The following is a 17,478-nucleotide window of genomic DNA, read 5'->3' on the forward strand; positions in this document are numbered from 1 at the left end:
GCCGGTGAACGACGACGTGGTCCGGCTGCTCGAACTGCTCGCCAGCGGCGCGAGCAGCGAGCAGCTGGCGCGCGTCGCGGTCGAGAACCCGCAGCTGGGCAAGGCCGCCGCGGTGGCGCTGCGGATCCACGGCACGCTCGGCGCGCACCGCCGCCGCGAGGCCGAGCTCAGCGCGTTGTTCGACACCGCCAGCGATCTGGCCAGGCTGCGCGACACCGACGCGGTGCTGCGGTCGATCGTGCGCCGGGCCCGCACGCTGCTCGGCGTGGACGTCTCCTACTTGAGCCTCAACGACGAGGCCGCCGGGCGCACGTACATGCGGGTCACCGACGGCTCGGTGTCGCGGCTGTTCCAGAAGGTCACGCTCGGCATGGGGGAGGGCCTGGGTGGCCTGGTCGCGCAGACCGCGCAGCCGTACGCGACGCACGACTACTTCGCCGACGAGCGGTTCCGGCACACCTCGCCGATCGACTCGGCGGTCCGCGACGAGGGGCTGACCGCGATCCTGGGCGTGCCGCTGGCGCTCGGCGACCAGGTCATCGGCGTGCTCTACGCCTCGGACCGGACGCGCCGCGAGTTCAGCCCGGACGAGGTCGCGCTGCTGTCGTCGCTGGCGGACCACGCCGCGATCGCGCTGGACAACGCCGCCCTGCTGGAGGAGATCAGCGCGCACAGCGAGGCCCTGCACCGCGCCGAGGAGGCCCACGACCGGCTGATGGATCTGGTGCTGCGCGGTGGCGACCTGCCGGAGGTGGCGGCGTCGGTGGCCGATGTGCTGCGCGGCGCGATCGGGATGTTCGACGCGGACGGCGCCGAGCTGACCGGCGCCGGCGGCACACCGCCCGAGCCGCCTGCGGAAGCCGTCGCGACGTCCCGGGCCGCGGGCCGCGCCGTGTCCACATCGGACGGCTGGGTGTGCGCGGTGCAGGCCGGGCCGGAGCTGCTCGGCAGCATCGTGCTGGCCGGGCGGGCGGATCTGGTCGACGCCGACCGACGGCTGTTCGAGCGCGCGGCGGTGGTCACCGCGCTGCTGCTGATGCTGCGCCGATCCGTGGCGAAGGCGGAGGACGAGGTGCGCGGCGAGCTGCTCACCGACCTGCTGACCGCGCCCGACCGCAATCCCGGCGCGCTGCTGGCCCGCGCCGATCGGCTCGGGCTGGACCTCGTCGAGCCGCACGCCGTGCTCATCGCGCACGCCGACAAGGTGCCCCGGACGCGGCTGGCGGTGGCGGCCGGGCGGTGCGCCGCGCTCGCCGGCATCCACGCCGAGGAGGTCGTCCTCCTGGTGCCCGCCGGTGATCCGGGGCAGTCGGCGTCCCGCATCGCCGCCGAACTGCGATCCATCGTGGACAACTCGGTCACGGTCGGCGCGGCGGGCCCGGCGCGCGGCCCGCAGGAGATCGCCGCGGCGCACGCCGAGGCGGCCCGCTGCCTGCGCGCCCTGCTCGCGCTCGGCCGCATCGGCGAGGGCGCGGCCATGGACGGCCTCGGGTTCCTCGGCGTGCTGTTGGGCGAGCACACGGACCTGACCGGCTTCGTCCGGCGGACGATCGGTCCGGTGCTCGACTACGACGCCCGCCGCGGCACCGAACTGGCCGGCACGCTGCACGCGTACTTCGCCGCCGGGGCGAACCTCACGCGGGCCAAGGACGCGCTCCACGTGCACGTCAACACGGTCGTGCAACGGCTCGACCGCGTCGGCTCCCTGCTCGGCTCCGACTGGCAGACCCCGGACCGGGCCCTGGAAATCCAGCTCGCACTACGCCTGCACAACCTGCAGACCTAGCGGGCGGCCCGCCGAGCCTGACCGACGCGGTGTGGCGTGGATCATGCGGGTGAATATGAGTGGCGTTCGGCTAATGTTTGCGGGTGCGACAGGAAAATCTCGGCGCCCTGATCGGGGCCGTCTTCGGCGCGGTGTTCGTCTTCGTCAACACCTCGGACCCGTTGCCCGGCCCGGCCGCGCTGACGCTCAAGGTGCTCGCGGCCGTCGCTCTCGCCGCGATCGTCCTTCTGGCCGTGCTGGCCAACAAGGCTCCCCGCACCGCCGAGGCCCGGCCGTCCGGTGGCATGTTCGGCAAGCGCTACGGGCTCGTCGTCGCAGCTGAGGCGGTGTTGCTGTTCGGCGGCATCGCAGTCCTGCGCCTGCTGGGCGCCCCCGACCAGGCGAATGTCGCATGGATCGCCTTCGTCGTCGGGGTGCACTTCCTCGCGCTGGCGGGCGTCTGGCGGCGGTCGTCGATCGCGGTGCCGGGCGTGCTGCTGACCGTCTTCGGCATCGCCGGGCTTGCCATGGCCGGAATCGGCGCGCTGGCGTGGATTCCGCTGGTGAGCGGGACGCTGTCGGGCATCACCCTGCTGGCTGGCAGCTTGACCGCCACGGCGCAGAGCTTCGCTCGCTCCCGCAGTCGCGGGGCCTGACCGGGAGGGGTCAGCTGCCGCCGAGCCAGCCCTCCAGCTCGCCGAAGGCGTCGCGGAAGTGCGGCGCCAGCGGGCGCAGGCGGCCCGGGAACTGGTCCACCAGGCCGTCGGTGTGGTTGCCGCCCTCGATGCGGTGGTAGCGGTGCAGACCGGCCCGCCCGGACTCGGCCACCATCCGCGCGTAGACGTCGGAATCCCGGCTGATCGGCAGCAGCGTGTCGAGGGTGCCGTGCAGGGTGATCAGCGGCTTGCCGATCCGGCCGGTGAGCGCGATCCGCTCGACCGCGCGATGCACCTCGGCGGGGCGCCGCGCGTAGTCGTAGTCCGCGTCGCAGCCCTCGGTGCCGCTGGCGCAGAACGGGATCCCGGCCACCCGGTCGCCGTCGTAGCCGGGATCGAACTCCTCGCGGTAGATCCGCTGCGTCAGATCCCAGTAGACGCGGTGGTGGTAGTCCCACAGGAACTGCGATCCCGGCGCGAAACCCGCGGCCAGGATCGCCGGTTCATCGCCGGCGGGGTAGGCGCGCAGCGCCGTCGGCAGGAAGGTCAGCAGGTTGTCCCGCTGCGTCCACAGCGTCCCTTCCCAGTCGATTCCGCCGTCGTAGAGCCAAGGCCGGTTCTCCAACTGCCAGCGCACGAGGTAGCCGCCGTTGGAGAGCCCGGCCGCGAGCGTCCGCGACGGCGGCCGGCCGTAGTGCCGCCAGGCGGTGACCTTCGCCGCGGCTGCCAGCTGCGTCACGCGGTGGTTCCACTCGGCGACGGCGTCACCCGGCCGCTGTCCGTCGGTGAAGAACTCGGGGCCGGTGTTGCCCTTGTCGGTCGCGGCGAAGGCGTAACCGGCCGCCAGGACGTGGTCGGCGATGGCGCGGTCGTTGGCGTACTGCCTGCGGTTGCCGGGAGTGCCGCTGATCACCAGGCCGCCGTTCCACCGCTGCGGCAGGCGAAGCACGAACTGGGAGTCGTGGTTCCAGCCGTGGTTGGTGTTCGTCGCGGAGGTATCCGGGAAGTATCCGTCGATCTGGACGCCAGGAACCGGCCCCGGCGCGGGCAGGTCCTGGGCGGTCAGACCGGCCCAGTCGGCCTGCACCGTGTGCCCGGAACCGAGCGTGCCGGTGGTGGTCAGGTCGTCCAGGCAGGCCGATTCCTGGTGCGCGGCACCGGGAACCCGGGCCGCGGGACGGCAGTCCGCCGACTGCGCGGCCGCCGGCTCGGCCGGAAGGAGTAGCGTGCCGGCGAGCAGACCGGCGGACAGCAGGGCGATTCGGCTGGGCACGGCAGACCTCCTCGGGTTCGCCCCATGACGCTAGGGCGGGGCGCCGAGCCCGAACATGTGGTGGCGACACACAAAAAGCACTCGCGGTGTAGCGGCGTCCACTGTGGAGGTCGTTGCGCCGGCGCCCCTACCGTGAGTGGTGCAAACCACAAGGAGGTGGTCTGAGTGCGTGTCTTCTCACTGGTCGCGGCCGTGCTGCTCGCCGTCGCCCCCGCCGCGTCGGCGGCGGAAATCCGGGAGGTGACCGGGTTCGGCGCGAATCCCGGCGCGCTCCGCATGTTCGAATACGTCCCCGACGGGCTGCCCGCGGGCCGTCCGGTCGTAGTCGCGATGCACGGCTGCACGCAGGACGCGGCCGGCTACGGCAACGGCGCGGGGTGGGTCGAGCTCGCCGAGCGCTCGGGTTTCACGCTCGTGCTGCCGCAGCAGGAAGCGGCCAACAACAGCAGCCGCTGCTTCAACTGGTTCCAGCCCGGCGACACAACGCGCGGTCAGGGCGAGGCGGAATCGGTCGCGCAGATGGTGCGGCGCGCGATCGACGACACCGGCGCGGACCCGGCCCGGGTCTACGTCACGGGCCTGTCCGCGGGCGGCGGGATGACCTCGGTGCTGCTCGCCACGTACCCGGAGATGTTCGCCGGCGGCGGCGTCGTGGCGGGCCTGCCGTTCGGCTGCGCGACGAGCGCCGTCGATGCGTTCACGTGCATGAACCCCGGCCGAGACCTGACGGCGGCGCAGTGGGGCGACAAGGTACGCGCCGCGAGCCCGCACCAGGGGCCGCGGCCGACGCTGAGCATCTGGCACGGCACCGCCGACTACACGGTGGCGCCGGCGAACCAGCGCGAGCAGGTCGAGCAGTGGACCAACGTGCACGGCATCCCGGGCACGCCGTCGGCCACCGACACCGTCGCGGGCTACCCGCACGCGGTCTACAACGACGCCAACGGCCGCACGCTGGTGGAGACGTTCGAGATCACCGGCATGGGCCACGGCCAACCGATCGACCCGGGCACGGGTGCGGGCCAGTGCGGCCGCGCGGGCGCCTACCTGCTGGACGTCAACATCTGCGCCGCGGCACACCTGAGCCAGGCCTGGGCGCTCGGATGACAGGAAGGTTCCCATGCTCGCGCCGGGCCGGGCCGGGGTGACAGGAAGGTTCCCATGCTGCAAGTCGCGCAGGAAGGCGGGTGGCGGCGGTTCGTTGGGGCGCGCCGGGTGGGTCGTTCCGGCAGGATGGGCCCGTGCACTTCATCGAATCGGGAGCCGGGACGCCGCTGGTGCTGCTGCACGCCTTCCCGGTGGATGCGCGGATGTGGGATCCGGTGCGGGGCCGCCTGGACGACCAGTTTCGGGTGATCACCCCTGATCAACGGGGGCTCGGCGAGAGCGCGCTGGACGGCTCGTCGGCGCCGGGCCTGGCGGAGCCGGGCGCGAACCGGCGCGCGGCGGGGCAGCCGAGCATCGATCGCGCGGCCGCCGACATCCTGGCCCTGCTGGATCGGCTGGAGCTGCCGCGGGTCGTCCTGGGCGGCTGCTCAATGGGCGGCTACGTCGCGATGGCGCTGCTGCGCGCTGCGCCGCAGCGCGTCGCGGGCCTGTTGCTCGTCGACACCAAGGCCGTCGCCGACAACGACGAGCAGCGCGCCAACCGCCTAAAGGTTGCGGATCGCGCAGAGCGCGAGGGCACCAAGGGCTGGCTCGCGGAGAGCAGCCTGCCGAACCTGTTGGGGCGCACTACGCACGAGCAGCGCCCCGAGGTCGTCTCCGGTGTCCGCGAGATGATCGATGCTCAACCTGCGGACGGTGTCGCGTGGGCGCAGCGCGCGATGGCGGGCCGTCCCGACAGCACAGCCACGCTGCGGTCCTACGACGGCCCGGCGCTGGTTGTCGTCGGTGAGGAAGACGCGCTGACGCCCCCGGAGAACGCTCGCGAGCTGGCGGATGCGCTGCAGGGTGGCGAGCTCGTGACGTTGCCGCGCGTCGGGCACCTGTCCTCGGTCGAGGCGCCGGACGCCTTCTCCGACGCCGTCCGTTCCTGGATCACCAGGATCGCTTAGGTGACGCGAGGCTCGGTTGCCGAGCCTCGCGCCCCTGCCTTCTAGCGGTCGCCCTTGCCCGGCAGGTGAGTGTCCCGGTCTACGGTGCGATCCCGCGATTTCTCCAGGTCTGCCTCGGACCGCTTGAACTGCTCGGCCGTTTCGCTGGGCAGCATGAAGTAGCTGCCGGACTGCCGTTTGACGCGCGCCCTGTCGTCATCACCGGTTGGGAACTCCTGGTCCGACATGACCTGGTCCTTTCCGTCGGTGCAGGCCGCGAGATGCCCACAGCTGTCCTTGCTCGTAGAGAGAGGCGTCGGCCACACCGATGACGCGCACCCGCACTGACCAGGCGGAACGTCAGGTGTCAGCGGCGATCCGACCAGTGGTCGAGCGGCAGGGGACCGCGGCTGAGCACCGTGCGGATCGCGGAGGTGCTGCGGGCGTCGGTGACCGGCTCGATGGCGAGGATCCTGCGAAAACGGGAACGCCGTGGGGGTTGCAGGCGGCCATCGTCGTGGCGAGCGCGCTGCTGCTCGGAGCAGCGGCGGCGGATGTCGTGAACACCGCGCAACTGGTCACCATCCCCACGACGCTGTTCCGCGTCGTGTACCTCGGCTGCACCGCGGCGGATACGCGAGTCCTAAGTGGACCGATCCGCATCGCCGCCGCTTCGGCCTGCCTGGCGGTGCTCGTGGTGCTCGCGTTCAGCTGCTGGGCCCTGCTGATCGCACTGCTGATCTGGCTGGTCGCGTACGCCCGCCGCTTCGCAGAGGACACGCGACGTCCCGGCGGCGCGATGGGGATCAGGGCTGATCCGGCGCCGCTGGACGAGTATTCGTGCAGGTGAGGTGGGCTGCTGTCAGCGGCGCTGCTGGTTCGTGGCGTCGATTCGGGTGGCGCTGTGGGAGCGCTGCTGGCCCTTGCCGTCCGGCACCGGCAGCTGGATGCGCCGCGTCGGCTCGTCGTGCGGGCTATGACCGCGCACCGTGTCCCGGTGGATCTGCTCCGTCGGCCCGTCGTCGGCGGCTCCGCTGCCGCCCGACGGCTTGCCGCCCTGGCCCTTCGGCTTCGCCTGCTTCGCAGGCTGCGCCTGGGGTTTCCCGCCGCTCGGCTTCGCCTTCGCCGCGTCCTGAGCCGGCTTCGCCTCGCCCGACGGCTTCGCCTCGGTCGCCGCCGCGGCCGCAGGCGTCGCTTCGGCGGTCGGCTTCGCCTTGCGGGTGGGCTCCTCGTCGCGGGAGTCGCGGGCGAGGGCGTCTTCGGCGTCCTTGCGGGCTTGTTCGCGGGCTTCCGCCGCCGCTTCGCGGAGCTTGTCCTCTTCGGAGTCCTCCTGGGCGAGGCGTTCCAGGAGCGGCGTGGTCTGGCCGAGCATTTCGGCGGCGTCGCGGAGCTTCTTGGCCACGGACTCGCGCAGCTCGGTCAGCGAGTGGACCTGCTCGTCCGCCTTGCCGAGGCGGCGCTGGACTTCTTCGGTCGTCGCGCCGAGGCGGCGCTGGGAGTCTTCGCGGGCCGCCGTGACCAGGCGCTTGCTCTCGCGGGTCGCTTCGTCGATGAGGCGGGTGGCCTCCTCGGTGCACTCGCGGACCATCCGCTCGGACTTCTCCGTGGCCTCGCGGACCATCCGCTCGGCTTCCGTCTTGCTCTCCCGGATCCGCTTCTCCGCGGCCTCGGTGCTCTCGCGCTTCCGCTTGTCGGCGGCGTCGACGCTCTCCTTCTCGCGCTTCTGCGCGGCTTCGACGCTCTCCTTCTCGCGCTTCTGCGCGGCTTCGACGCTTTCGCGCTCGCGGCGCTCGGCGGTCTCGATGCTGTCCTTCTCGCGCTTCTGCGCGGCTTCGGTGGATTCGCGGGTGAGCTTCTCGGCCTTCGCGGTGGCGTCGCCGACCATCCGGTTCGACTGGTCGGTGGCCTCGCGGACCCGGCGATGCGCCTCGGTGGTGCCTTCGCGCAGCCGGCGGTTGGCCTCCTCGGTCGCTTCCCGGACGCGGCGCTCGGCTTCCGCCTTGCTGGTGGCCTCCTGCTCGGCGAGGGTGCGCATGGATTCGCTGCGGCGCGCCGCCATCGCGATCTCGAAGTCCTCTTCGACCTGGATCCGGCGGGCCTCGGACTCCTGGTGGGCGCGCTTGCGGTTCTCCTCCGCCTCGCGGGTGATCCGCCCCGCCTCGACCTTGGCCTTCTCCATCAGCGAGCGGTGCTCGGTTTCCATCTCGCCGCGCCGGCTGTCGACCTCGGAGAGCAGCCGCTCGTAGCGGTTGCGCAGGTTGGTCGCTTCGGCCTCGGAGCGCGTGCGGATCAGGCCGGCGTCCTTCTCGGCGCGGCCCCGGATGTCGTTCGCCTCGTCCTGGGCGAGGCGCAGCATCCGCTGCAGGCGCTCGCTGAGCCCTTCCAGCGTTGTCGGCGGCTTGGCCAGCCGGTCGACCTGGCCGCGCAGGCTCTCGATCTCGGAGCGGGCCGACTCCAGCTGCTTGGACAGGTCTCCCGCCTGGGAGACCGCGGCGTCGCGATCCGCGGAGAGGATGCGGATGTCGGCGTCGAGTCGCTCGAGGTGCTCATCGACCTGGGCGCGGTCGTAGCCGTTCTTGCGAGCGAGGTCGAATCCCGATCCCAGTGGCAGCAAATCGCGGTCGTCGGCAAGGCCCATGGCCACCAAGCTACCTGGAAGACGACGTTGTTGTGGGAGGTGTGGCGTGTATCGGCCGGATTTTCCTCGCCCGGTGGACGAGGCCCCCGGCGCGGCTTCGCGGCGGCGTGCCAGGCGGTGTGGCGAAGCGGACGGAACACCACGATCCGGACTCTTGACCGGCTGGCCAACCAAGAGTGAACATGGAGGTGCAAGTCGGGCATCAGTGGAGGTGATCGACGTGGCCGATAGGTCGAGCGGTTCGACTGTGCAGCCGTGGGTCCGCTGGCAGGACTGGGTCGCAGTGGTGCTGGGCGTCTACCTGATCCTCGGGACCATGTGGACGGCGACGAACGGGGCGGCGATGTCCGCGATGATCGTGCTGGGCGCGCTGCTGGTGGTCGCGAGCGTGTGGTCGTTGGCCATGCCGGGCTCGATGACCAGCGAATACAGCCACATGTTGTTGGGCCTGCTGCTGTTCATCTCGCCGTGGGTCCTCGGCTACACCGGGTTCATGGGCGCCTCGTGGACCTCGTGGATCGTCGGCGTGCTGGCCATCATCGCCGGTGCCGCCGCGCTGCCCGAAGCCAACGCCGCGCACCGCGGGATGGCAGGCCAGCACTGAGGGCCGTGCCGCGGGTGGCTGCCGTCACCTTGTGAAACACGCCAATCGTCGCGAGCGGTGATGGCCGTTCGAGCGACCACCACTCGCGAATTCGCTGTCGCGCGGTCCGGCGGTAACGTCCGGGCCGCGCGTTTTCGTCGGCTCGGTGGAACGAGCGGGCCGGGAGTCGGAGGTCGGGTTCATGGCGGAGGCACCGGGTGATCACGGCACCCGCAAGCGGTCGTCCACATCGGACGATGCCGTCGCGGCGCCGGGTGATCAGGGCGGGTCCGCGCGGGAGCGCATCCTGAACGCGGCCGGCGAGCTGTTCGCCGAGCACGGCTTCAACGCCACACCCACGTCCCGGATCGCCGAGCAGGCCGAGGTCCCCAAAGGACTCATCCACTACTACTTCCGGCGCAAGCAGGACCTGCTGACGGCGCTGGTCGAGCGGCTGCCCGAGGACCTGGTGGAGTCCGACCGGGTCGCCGTCCGGGGCGATGTCGCGGGCAGCCTGCGCCGGCTGATCGGCGAACTGGACGCACGGCTGGAGTCGTCGCCGCTGCTCAGCCACCTGCTGTGGCGGGAGGCGGACACGCACGTCGCGGTGCGGCAGGCGCTGCAGCGGCGGTTCGGGACGGTGGTGGAGCTGATCCGCCGGGTGATCGAGCTGGCGCTGCCGCCGGGCCCGGTGAGCGGCGACATCGACACCGCCGCCGTGCTGCTGGCCAGGGTGGTCAACCACCGCCACTCGGTGGCCCGGCACGGCGCGCACGACGACGAGCTGGACCGCGAGATCAGCTTCATCGCCAAAGCCCTGGAGCTCGGCGTCGGGAAACCGCGGAAGGTCAAGCCGGCCTGACCGGTGCCGCGTGGGCCTGGCCGTACGGCGGGGTGGGGCTAGGCCCACTCCCGGGCCGATCCGGCGGGAATCGGGCCCCGCGCGACGCACAGTGTGAGCACCGAGCCGGACCGGCCGGACCGGCGCAGTGCGGGAATCGCGGCGCCGGGTCGATGGAGCGAGAAGGAAGATCATGCGACGAGTGGTGTCGTGGGTGGCGCGCGCCTGCACGGGGTTCGCGCGAGCGTGCGCCGTCGTGGTCGTCACCATGCCGGTCCCGGCGGTGTGGGCCGCCGCCGTGGCGCTGTGGATCTGGTGGGGCGGGAACCCGTGGTCGTGGATCGCGCCGTTCGCGTGGGCGTGCATCGGCACCTTCGCCTTGTCCCGCCCGGTGTGCAGGATGGTCCGCTCCCTCGTCGCGAGGTGGACGGCCACCGTCATCCCGGACGGATACCGGCAGGCCGGTCCGGTGACGCGGATGTCGACCGGGTACTGGTGGAACGGCTACTCCTACTCGCGCACCAGCCGGGACGCCCGCCAGGAGCAGCGGTGGCGGCTGTGGTGGAGCGATCCCGCCACCTGGCGTGACCTGCGGTTCACGGCGATCGCGCCGCTCACCGCGGGCGCGATCGCGGCCATCCCGCTTGCCGGAGTCGCCGCGGCCGTCATCGGGTTCGTCCAGCCGGAGCCCTCCGCGCGTCTCGTCGGTGTGCTCGGCCTGGTCGTGGCCATCGCCGGTGCGCCCTACGCCTGGCGGCCCATCGTGCCGGTGGCCGCCCGCTTCCTGCGCGCGTCGCCCGCGATGGTGCTGGCGGACCGGGTGGACGAGCTGACCACCCAGCGCGCGGACACGACCATCGCGCAGGCCGCCGAGATCCGCCGGATCGAGCGGGATCTGCACGACGGGGCGCAGGCCCGGCTGGTCGGGCTCGGGCTCTCCCTGGCGACGGCCGAGAGGCTGCTGGAAACCGACCCCGGCCAGGCCAAGGCGCTGATGCGGGAAGCGCGGGTCGGCGCCGCCACGTCGCTGACCGAGCTCCGCGAACTGGTCCGGGGGATCAACCCGCCGGTCCTCAACGACCGGGGGCTCGTCGACGCCGTTCGCGCTCTCGCCCTGGACAGCCCGCTCGGGGCCGGCGTCCAGCTGCGCCTGGACCCGCCGATCGAGTCCGCCGCGTACTTCGGGATCGCGGAACTGCTGACCAACGCGGTGAAGCACGCCGACGCGACCCGCGCGCAGATCTCCATCGCCCTGGGCGGAAACCGGCTCGTCGTCGACGTCGAGGACGACGGCCGGGGCGGAGCCGAGGTGCGGGCCGGCGGCGGGCTGGCGGGGCTGCGCCGCCGCCTCGCGGCCTTCGACGGCACGTGCGAGATCACCAGCCCGGCTGGCGGCCCGACCCGCGCGAGGATCATGGTGCCGTGCGAATCGTCGTAGCCGAAGACCTCTACCTCCTGCGGGACGGCATGGTCCGCCTCGTCGAGGCGTTCGGGCACCAGGTGGTGGCGACGGCGGCCACCGGGCCCGAAACGCTCGACGCGCTGCTGCGGTGGCGGCCGGACGTTGCCATCGTCGATGTGCGCATGCCGCCGACCAGCTCGGACGAGGGCCTGCGGGCGGCCATCGCCGCGCGCCGCGAACTGCCCGGGCTGCCGGTCCTGATCCTCTCGCAGTACGTCGAACAGCTCTACGCCCGCGAGCTCTTGGCCGACGGCGCCGGCGGCATCGGCTACTTCCTGAAGGAGAGCGTTTTCGACGCCGATCAGTTCATGGATGCCCTGCAGCGCGTCGCCGGCGGCGGGACCGCCATGGATCCGGCTGTCATCGCCAAACTGCTGTCCAGCGGGGCCTCGAACCGGCGGCTGGAGCGGCTCACGGAACGCGAGCACTCCGTGCTGGGCCTCATGGCCGAAGGACTGTCCAACCAGGCCATCGGCCGGCGCCTCTTCCTCAGCGAAAGCGCCATCAGCAAGTACACCACCTCGTTGTTCGGCAAGCTCGGCATCACCGATGACGGCGACAAGAACCGCCGCGTCCTCGCCGTCCTCGCCTATCTGAACACCCCCTGACACGGGCCCGGCTCATATGAAGTCGCTTCACCCTTGTGAAAAGATGTTGCCCGGACTACAACTTCCTGCAGGTGGTCGACGCGGGAGGTTGTGGTGGACGTTGGGCGCGTGCGTTTTTCCCGGCGGCAGGGCTTCGTCGCGACTGCGGCGGGAATCGCCGGAGCGAGTGTGATGGGGGCCGCGGCGAGCGCGACTCCCGGTGACCCGGCACCGGTGACGAACTTCCAGGTGAAGGGCCTGCGGGCGCCGGTCGAGCTGATCGAGGACCGCTACGGCGTCCCGCACCTGTACGCGAGCAGCGAGGACGATGTCTTCCTCGCCCAGGGCTTCAACGCCGCGCGAGAGCGGCTGTTCCAGATCGACCTGTGGCGCCGCCGCGGCCTCGGGCGGCTCGCCGAGGTGCTCGGCCCCGACTACGTCGACCAGGACCGCGCCACCAGGCTGTTCCTCTACCGCGGCGACATGGACGTGGAATGGTCGCGCTACGCCCCGGACGCGCAGCGGATCGCGACGCAGTTCACCGCCGGCATCAACGCCTACCTGGACTGGCTGGACCAGCACCCGGAGCGGCTGCCGGCCGAGTTCGGCATCCTCGGCTACCGGCCCGCCCGCTGGGAACCGGCGGACGTGGTGCGCATCCGCAGCCACGGCCTGACCCGCAACCTGACCAGCGAGGTCAAGCGCGCCAAGGTGGCCTGTGCCGCCGGGGTGGACGCGGACCTGGTCCGGCAGGGCCTGCAGCCCGACCGGCGGACGACCGTGCCGGAGGGCTTCGACCCGTGCGCGATGCCGGCGGACGTGCTGGCGGTCTTCGAGCTCGCCACCCAGGAGGTGGAATTCAAGGAGGGCTCGGTCCGCGCCAGGACGATCCGCGACGCGACCACGGAAGGCAGCAACAACTGGGTGGTCGGCGGGCAGCGGACCGCCACCGGGCGGCCCATCCTGGCCAACGACCCGCACCGCGCCTACTCGGCGCCGTCGTTGCGCTACATCACGCACCTGTCGGCGCCCGGTCTGGACGTGATCGGCGCCGGCGAGCCCGCGCTGCCGGGAATCTCCATCGGGCACAACGGCACCATCGCGTTCGGGCTCACCATCTTCCCGATGGACCAGGAAGACCTGTACGTCTACCAGCTCGACCCGGCCGACCGCACCCGCTACCGCTACCGGGACGGCTGGGAGTCGATGTCGATCCGGCGCGAGACGGTCGCCGTGTTCGGCGAGGCGGACCGGACCGTCGAGCTCGCGTTCACCAGGCACGGCCCGGTGATCCGCGTGGACGAGCAGCGGAACCTCGCGTACGCAGTGCGGACGGCCTGGCTGGAACCGGGCATGTCGCCGTACTTCGGCAGCATCTCCTACATGCGGGCCAGGAACTTCCGCGAGTTCACCGCGTCGATGCGCAACTGGGGCGCGCCGACGGAGAACCAGGTCTACGCCGACGTCGACGGCAACATCGGCTGGGTGCCCGGCGGTCTCGCGCCCAAGCGGGTCGGCTACGACGGCCTGCTGCCGGTGCCCGGCGACGGCCGATACGAGTGGAACGGCTTCTACTCCGGCGACGACCTGCCGCGCCAGCTCAACCCGGCGGCCGGGTTCATCGCCACCGCGAACCAGTTCAACCTGCCGCCGGAACACCAGGACAAGGGCCTCGGGTTCGAGTGGACCAACCCGTTCCGGCACCAGCGGATCGTGGAGGTGCTGTCGCGGCAGCGCAAGCACACCGTGGCGGATTCGACGGCGCTGCAGAACGATCAGCTGTCCATCCCGGCCCGGCGGTTGCTCGCCCTGTTGTCCAAACTGGACAGCGGCGAATCCGATCTCCGTCGCGCGCTGCGGCTGCTGCGGGGATGGGATGCGGTGGAGGCGGCCGATTCGAACGCCGCGGCGCTGTTCGAGGTGTGGCTGTCGAAGCACCTCGGACCCGGGTTCGTGCGCGCCGCCGTGCCCAAGGCCGCCGGCGTGATCGAGGACGCCGACACGCTGGTCCTGCTCGGCGAACTGGAGAAGCCCGGCAGGTGGCTGCCGGACGAGGCGGCCCGCGACCGGCTGCTGCTGGACACGCTGCGCACCGCCTACGCCGAGGTGCAGGAGCTGCTCGGACGCGGCGAAGGCAGGTGGCGGTGGGGAAAGCTGCACCACAGCTTCTTCCAGCACCCGGCGTCGAAGGCGTTCGACGCCACCGAGCGCGCCCGGTTCGACGTCGGCCCGCTGCCGCGCGGCGGCTCCCCGGACACCGTGAACCAGTCGTCGTACCGGACGAACGACTTCCGGCAGACCAACGGCCCGTCGTTCCGGATGGTCCTCGACGTGGGCGACTGGGATTCCTCGGTCGCGGTCAACACGCCCGGCCAGTCCGGGAACCCGGACGACCCGCACTACCGGGACCTGGCCGAATCCTGGCGCACCGGCGAGTACTTCCCGCTCGCCTACAGCCGCGAAGCGGTCGAGGAGATCGCCGAACACCGGATGCTGCTTCTCCCGTCGTGATCAGGTCGTGAGTGTTTTGTGCTGCTATGGCGGCACAAAGCACTCACGACCCGGACGGTGTCCTCAGTGGACTTCGGCTGGTTCGACGAGTTCGACGAGGACGCCGCCGGCGTCCTTGGGGTGCACGAAGTTGATGCGGCTGTTCGCCGTGCCGTGGCGCGGTTCCTCGTAGAGCAGCCGCAATCCCTTGGCGCGGATCGCCGCCATGGCCGCATCGATGTCCGTCACCCGGTAGGCGAGTTGCTGCAGGCCGGGGCCGTTGCGGTCCAGGAACTTCGCGATCGCCGAATCGTCGCGCAGTGGCGCGATGAGCTGAATCTGCGTCACGCCCGTGGCGTCTCCGGGCGCCCGCATCATCGCTTCGCGCACGCCCTGTTCCTCGTTCACCTCGGTGTGCGCGACCTCTAGCCCGAAGGTGTCCCGCTGGAAGGCGATGGCCGCGTCCAGATCGGCCACCGCGATGCCCACGTGATCCACGGCCGTGACCAGGCCGGTTAAGTCCGCTCGCATGCCCGCAGCGTAACTCGCGACCACATTTTCCGGGAATACCGGCAAATCCGGAAGATCGAATTGCCCCAACGAGCGGAGTCGGGTGACCTTGCTACGCACGAGCATGTGGCTGATTCACCTGGAAGGGGCAAGGATGGCGAGAAAGCAACGTGGGCCGGTGCGCGGGCTCGCGATCCTGACGGCAGTGCTCGCAGTCACCATCGGGCTAGGCGTACCCGCCGCGCTGGCCGCCGGCGGCGACGGCGTGACCAGCGGCGGAGGCGGCGACAACCCGAACGCGGCCCAACTGCGCCGGGACCGGGCCTGGGTCGCGCCCGGGCCGCTGGTGTTCGGCACCGAACCGCACGAAGCGGTGAGCGCCGCGGCCAAGGAGGCGGCCGGGGCGGCCAACTGCACGATCAGCGCCGAAGCCGCGACCAACCTGGCGCTGTCCACGACGTGGCCCGAGGTGGCGGGATCAGGCAAGGCGCCGTCGCCGATGACCCTGTCCCGCTACGACGACCAGACCTCCCTCGCCGACCCCGAACAGCGCGCCAAGGGCCTGTTCTTCAACCCGGGCGTCGGCATCTGGCAGCTCGACTCGGCCGGGCTCGGCGCCAAGGAGACCGCGGCGACCGCCATCGACTCGGTCGGCGCCGCGCAGAAGATGGTGCCGTACATGGTCGGCAAGTTCTGCGGCGCGATCAACGGCGGATCGTCCACCGCGCGCGCCCGAGCCATCGCGTGGAAGGACTGGCACGCCTGCGACGCGGGCGCCTGCGAAACGATCTACCAGCGGCTGGAATCCGACGGCGTCACCAAGGACGCCAGCGTCACCAGGTACGGCGGGGCGCAGCCGCGCGCCTGCACCTACGAGGGCACCAAGTACGACTGCCTGTACGTCGACCCGGGCGAGGCGGAAGGCGAAAAGGCCTGGACCGCCCCCGACTTCGGGCCGGCCCCGGTCCCGGCGCCGTTCTACGTCTTCACCTACGCCAAGGGCGGCAAGGGCTACGAGGTGCGGTACTGGCTGAAGGCCGACTCCGGCGCGGGCACCGACGTGTCGGCGTCCCGGGAACTCGGCGTGAACGCCCGCACCAAGCTGTCCTGGGCAGCCGAAACCAGCCTCTGCGACACCACCACCGGCACCGGCAACTGCTGAGAGCAGGGGAACCTTCCTGTCACGCCCGGCCTTCCACCTGCGGCCGGGCGTGGCCGGCAGGGCTTGCGAGGAAGGGAACCTTCCTGTCATCCGGCGGCCGGATCGCCGGGGCGTGCGGCGTTGGGAGCATGGGAACTTTCCTGTCACCGGAGCCGGTGAAGGGTGCGAGGAAGGGAACCTTCCTGCCGTCCGTAGCGCCTGGTTATGGCAGTCGTCACAGGTGGCACCGGGTGTCATCGCGGGTATGGTCCGGAAGCGCCCGCGGGGCCATCATGGTGCTGCGGCGCATCGATGCCGTGGCGACCGACGAAGACGCACCGGGAGGCAGTGGTGGGCAGTTCTGTGATCGTGGCGGGGGCTCGTACTCCGATGGGGCGGTTGCTGGGCTCGCTGAAGGGGTTTTCGGGTGCGGAGTTGGGTGGGTTCGCGATTCGGGCTGCGTTGGAGCGGGCTGGGGTGCGGCCTGATCAGGTCGAGTACACGATCATGGGTCAGGTGCTGACGGCGGGTGCGGGGCAGATTCCGGCGCGGCAGGCTGCGGTGGCGGCGGGCATTCCGATGGATGTGCCGGCGTTGACGATCAACAAGGTGTGTTTGTCGGGGCTGGATGCGATCGCGTTGGCGGATCAGTTGATCCGGGCGGGTGAGTTCGATGTGGTGGTCGCGGGTGGTCAGGAGTCGATGACGCAGGCGCCGCATTTGCTGACGGGGTCGCGTGAGGGTTTCAAGTTCGGTGATGTGTCGATGTTGGATCACATGTCGCATGATGGTTTGTTCTGTGCGTTCGATCAGGTCGCGATGGGGTTGTCGACGGAGAAGCACAACGCGCGGTATGGGTTGACCCGCGAGGAGCAGGACGCGTTCGCGGCGCGGTCTCATCGGCGTGCGGCGGCTGCCGCCCAGCGGGGTGTGTTCGCGGAGGAGATCGCGCCGGTGGAGGTGCCGCGGCGCAAGGGCGCCCCGCTGGTCGTGGACGCCGATGAGGGCATTCGCGCGGACACCACGGTGGAGGGGCTGGCGAGGCTGCGTCCGGCGTTCGCATCGGATGGGACGATCACGGCGGGGTCGGCGTCGCAGATTTCCGATGGTGCGGCGGCGGTCGTGGTGATGAGCAAGGCCAGGGCTGAGGAGCTGGGGTTGTCGTGGCTTGCCGAGGTCGGTGCGCATGGTGTGGTCGCGGGGCCGGATGCGAGTTTGCATGAGCAGCCGTCGAATGCGATCCGGGCCGCGTGTGCGCGGGAGCGGGTCGAGGTCGCGGATCTGGATCTGGTGGAGATCAATGAGGCGTTCGCGGCGGTGGGGATCGCGTCGATGCGTGCGTTGGGTGTTGATGAGGAGCGGGTGAACGTCAACGGTGGTGCGATCGCGTTGGGGCATCCGATCGGGATGTCGGGTGCGCGGTTGGTGTTGCACTTGGCGTTGGAGCTCAGGCGTCGTGGTGGCGGTGTTGGTGCGGCGGCGTTGTGCGGTGGTGG

General features: G+C 71.2%; 15 protein-coding genes and 1 pseudogene. 12 read left to right on the top strand and 4 right to left on the bottom strand.

Features of this window, described 5'->3' with window-relative positions; translation table 11 throughout:
- Window positions 1–4 precede the first annotated feature (4 nt).
- Complete coding sequence (locus tag BLW84_RS43045) at window positions 5–1,786, top strand: helix-turn-helix domain-containing protein (RefSeq protein WP_093278096.1); 1,782 nt, start codon at window positions 5–7, stop codon at window positions 1,784–1,786.
- Window positions 1,787–1,869: 83 nt separating this feature from the next.
- A complete protein-coding gene (locus tag BLW84_RS43050) occupies window positions 1,870–2,421 on the top strand; it encodes a hypothetical protein (RefSeq protein WP_093278098.1) in 552 nt (183 codons plus the stop codon).
- Between the two features lie 10 nt (window positions 2,422–2,431).
- Here the strand turns inward: BLW84_RS43050 and BLW84_RS43055 are convergent, their stop codons facing one another.
- Window positions 2,432–3,676 (bottom strand): alpha/beta hydrolase family protein, encoded by a 1,245-nt coding sequence (locus BLW84_RS43055; protein WP_143061324.1) that lies wholly within the window; start codon window positions 3,674–3,676, stop codon window positions 2,432–2,434.
- A 183-nt stretch (window positions 3,677–3,859) separates the two neighbouring features.
- Between BLW84_RS43055 and BLW84_RS43060 the strand changes: the two genes are divergently transcribed.
- Together BLW84_RS43060 and BLW84_RS43065 are read left to right on the top strand one after the other, a co-directional pair.
- A complete protein-coding gene (locus BLW84_RS43060) occupies window positions 3,860–4,801 on the top strand; it encodes an extracellular catalytic domain type 1 short-chain-length polyhydroxyalkanoate depolymerase (RefSeq protein ID WP_093278100.1) in 942 nt (313 codons plus the stop codon).
- Window positions 4,802–4,935: 134 nt separating this feature from the next.
- Entirely contained in the window at window positions 4,936–5,751 is an 816-nt protein-coding gene (locus BLW84_RS43065; RefSeq protein ID WP_093278102.1) for an alpha/beta fold hydrolase, read from the top strand.
- A gap of 41 nt (window positions 5,752–5,792) precedes the next feature.
- Here BLW84_RS43065 and BLW84_RS43070 read toward each other — a convergent pair whose 3' ends face one another.
- Window positions 5,793–5,978, bottom strand: a complete 186-nt coding sequence (locus tag BLW84_RS43070) for a hypothetical protein (protein ID WP_093278105.1) — start codon at window positions 5,976–5,978, stop codon at window positions 5,793–5,795.
- Window positions 5,979–6,094: 116 nt separating this feature from the next.
- On the opposite strand from BLW84_RS43070, the gene BLW84_RS48140 reads away from it, so the two are divergent.
- Complete coding sequence (locus BLW84_RS48140; protein WP_177227018.1) at window positions 6,095–6,580, top strand: hypothetical protein; 486 nt, start codon at window positions 6,095–6,097, stop codon at window positions 6,578–6,580.
- 993 nt (window positions 6,581–7,573) lie between these two features.
- On the opposite strand, the pseudogene BLW84_RS50595 reads toward BLW84_RS48140, so the two are convergent.
- Window positions 7,574–8,341 (bottom strand): annotated as a pseudogene (locus tag BLW84_RS50595) (DivIVA domain-containing protein); the annotation flags it as partial.
- Window positions 8,342–8,573: 232 nt separating this feature from the next.
- Here BLW84_RS50595 and BLW84_RS43090 point away from each other — a divergent pair.
- The 5 genes from BLW84_RS43090 to BLW84_RS43110 all read left to right on the top strand — a co-directional run bounded on the left by BLW84_RS43090 (window position 8,574) and on the right by BLW84_RS43110 (window position 14,352).
- Complete coding sequence (locus BLW84_RS43090) at window positions 8,574–8,972, top strand: SPW repeat protein (RefSeq protein WP_093278111.1); 399 nt, start codon at window positions 8,574–8,576, stop codon at window positions 8,970–8,972.
- Between the two features lie 181 nt (window positions 8,973–9,153).
- Window positions 9,154–9,813: a TetR/AcrR family transcriptional regulator gene (locus tag BLW84_RS43095; protein WP_245761787.1), complete on the top strand. Its 660-nt coding sequence runs from the start codon at window positions 9,154–9,156 to the stop codon at window positions 9,811–9,813.
- Between the two features lie 172 nt (window positions 9,814–9,985).
- Window positions 9,986–11,230 (top strand): sensor histidine kinase, encoded by a 1,245-nt coding sequence (locus tag BLW84_RS43100; protein WP_093278113.1) that lies wholly within the window; start codon window positions 9,986–9,988, stop codon window positions 11,228–11,230.
- Window positions 11,215–11,862: a response regulator transcription factor gene (locus BLW84_RS43105; protein ID WP_093278115.1), complete on the top strand. Its 648-nt coding sequence runs from the start codon at window positions 11,215–11,217 to the stop codon at window positions 11,860–11,862. The genes BLW84_RS43100 and BLW84_RS43105 overlap by 16 nt, the downstream gene beginning before the upstream one ends.
- 93 nt (window positions 11,863–11,955) lie before the next feature.
- Window positions 11,956–14,352: a penicillin acylase family protein gene (locus BLW84_RS43110; protein WP_093278117.1), complete on the top strand. Its 2,397-nt coding sequence runs from the start codon at window positions 11,956–11,958 to the stop codon at window positions 14,350–14,352.
- 63 nt (window positions 14,353–14,415) lie between these two features.
- Here the strand turns inward: BLW84_RS43110 and mce are convergent, their stop codons facing one another.
- Complete coding sequence (gene mce / locus BLW84_RS43115) at window positions 14,416–14,862, bottom strand: methylmalonyl-CoA epimerase (protein ID WP_093278119.1); 447 nt, start codon at window positions 14,860–14,862, stop codon at window positions 14,416–14,418.
- Window positions 14,863–14,995: 133 nt separating this feature from the next.
- Between mce and BLW84_RS43120 the strand changes: the two genes are divergently transcribed.
- The gene (locus tag BLW84_RS43120; RefSeq protein WP_093278121.1) at window positions 14,996–16,003 is read left to right on the top strand and encodes a hypothetical protein; all 1,008 of its coding nucleotides are present in this window, start codon (window positions 14,996–14,998) and stop codon (window positions 16,001–16,003) included.
- A 330-nt stretch (window positions 16,004–16,333) separates the two neighbouring features.
- Window positions 16,334–17,478 (top strand): acetyl-CoA C-acetyltransferase (locus BLW84_RS43125; RefSeq protein ID WP_177227019.1); only part of this gene is annotated, 1,145 nt, incomplete at its 3' end.

The organism is Saccharopolyspora shandongensis (assembly GCF_900106995.1).
GTDB lineage: Bacteria > Actinomycetota > Actinomycetes > Mycobacteriales > Pseudonocardiaceae > Saccharopolyspora > Saccharopolyspora shandongensis.

Excerpts from the sequence above, each read along its gene's own strand:
- BLW84_RS43070 (WP_093278105.1), bottom strand. The coding sequence starts at position 5,978 with ATGTCGGACCAGGAGTTCCCAACCGGTGATGACGACAGGGCGCGCGTC.
- BLW84_RS43095 (WP_245761787.1), top strand. The coding sequence starts at position 9,154 with ATGGCGGAGGCACCGGGTGATCACGGCACCCGCAAGCGGTCGTCCACA.
- BLW84_RS43100 (WP_093278113.1), top strand. The coding sequence starts at position 9,986 with ATGCGACGAGTGGTGTCGTGGGTGGCGCGCGCCTGCACGGGGTTCGCG.
- mce (WP_093278119.1), bottom strand. The coding sequence starts at position 14,862 with ATGCGAGCGGACTTAACCGGCCTGGTCACGGCCGTGGATCACGTGGGC.
- BLW84_RS43120 (WP_093278121.1), top strand. The coding sequence starts at position 14,996 with ATGGCGAGAAAGCAACGTGGGCCGGTGCGCGGGCTCGCGATCCTGACG.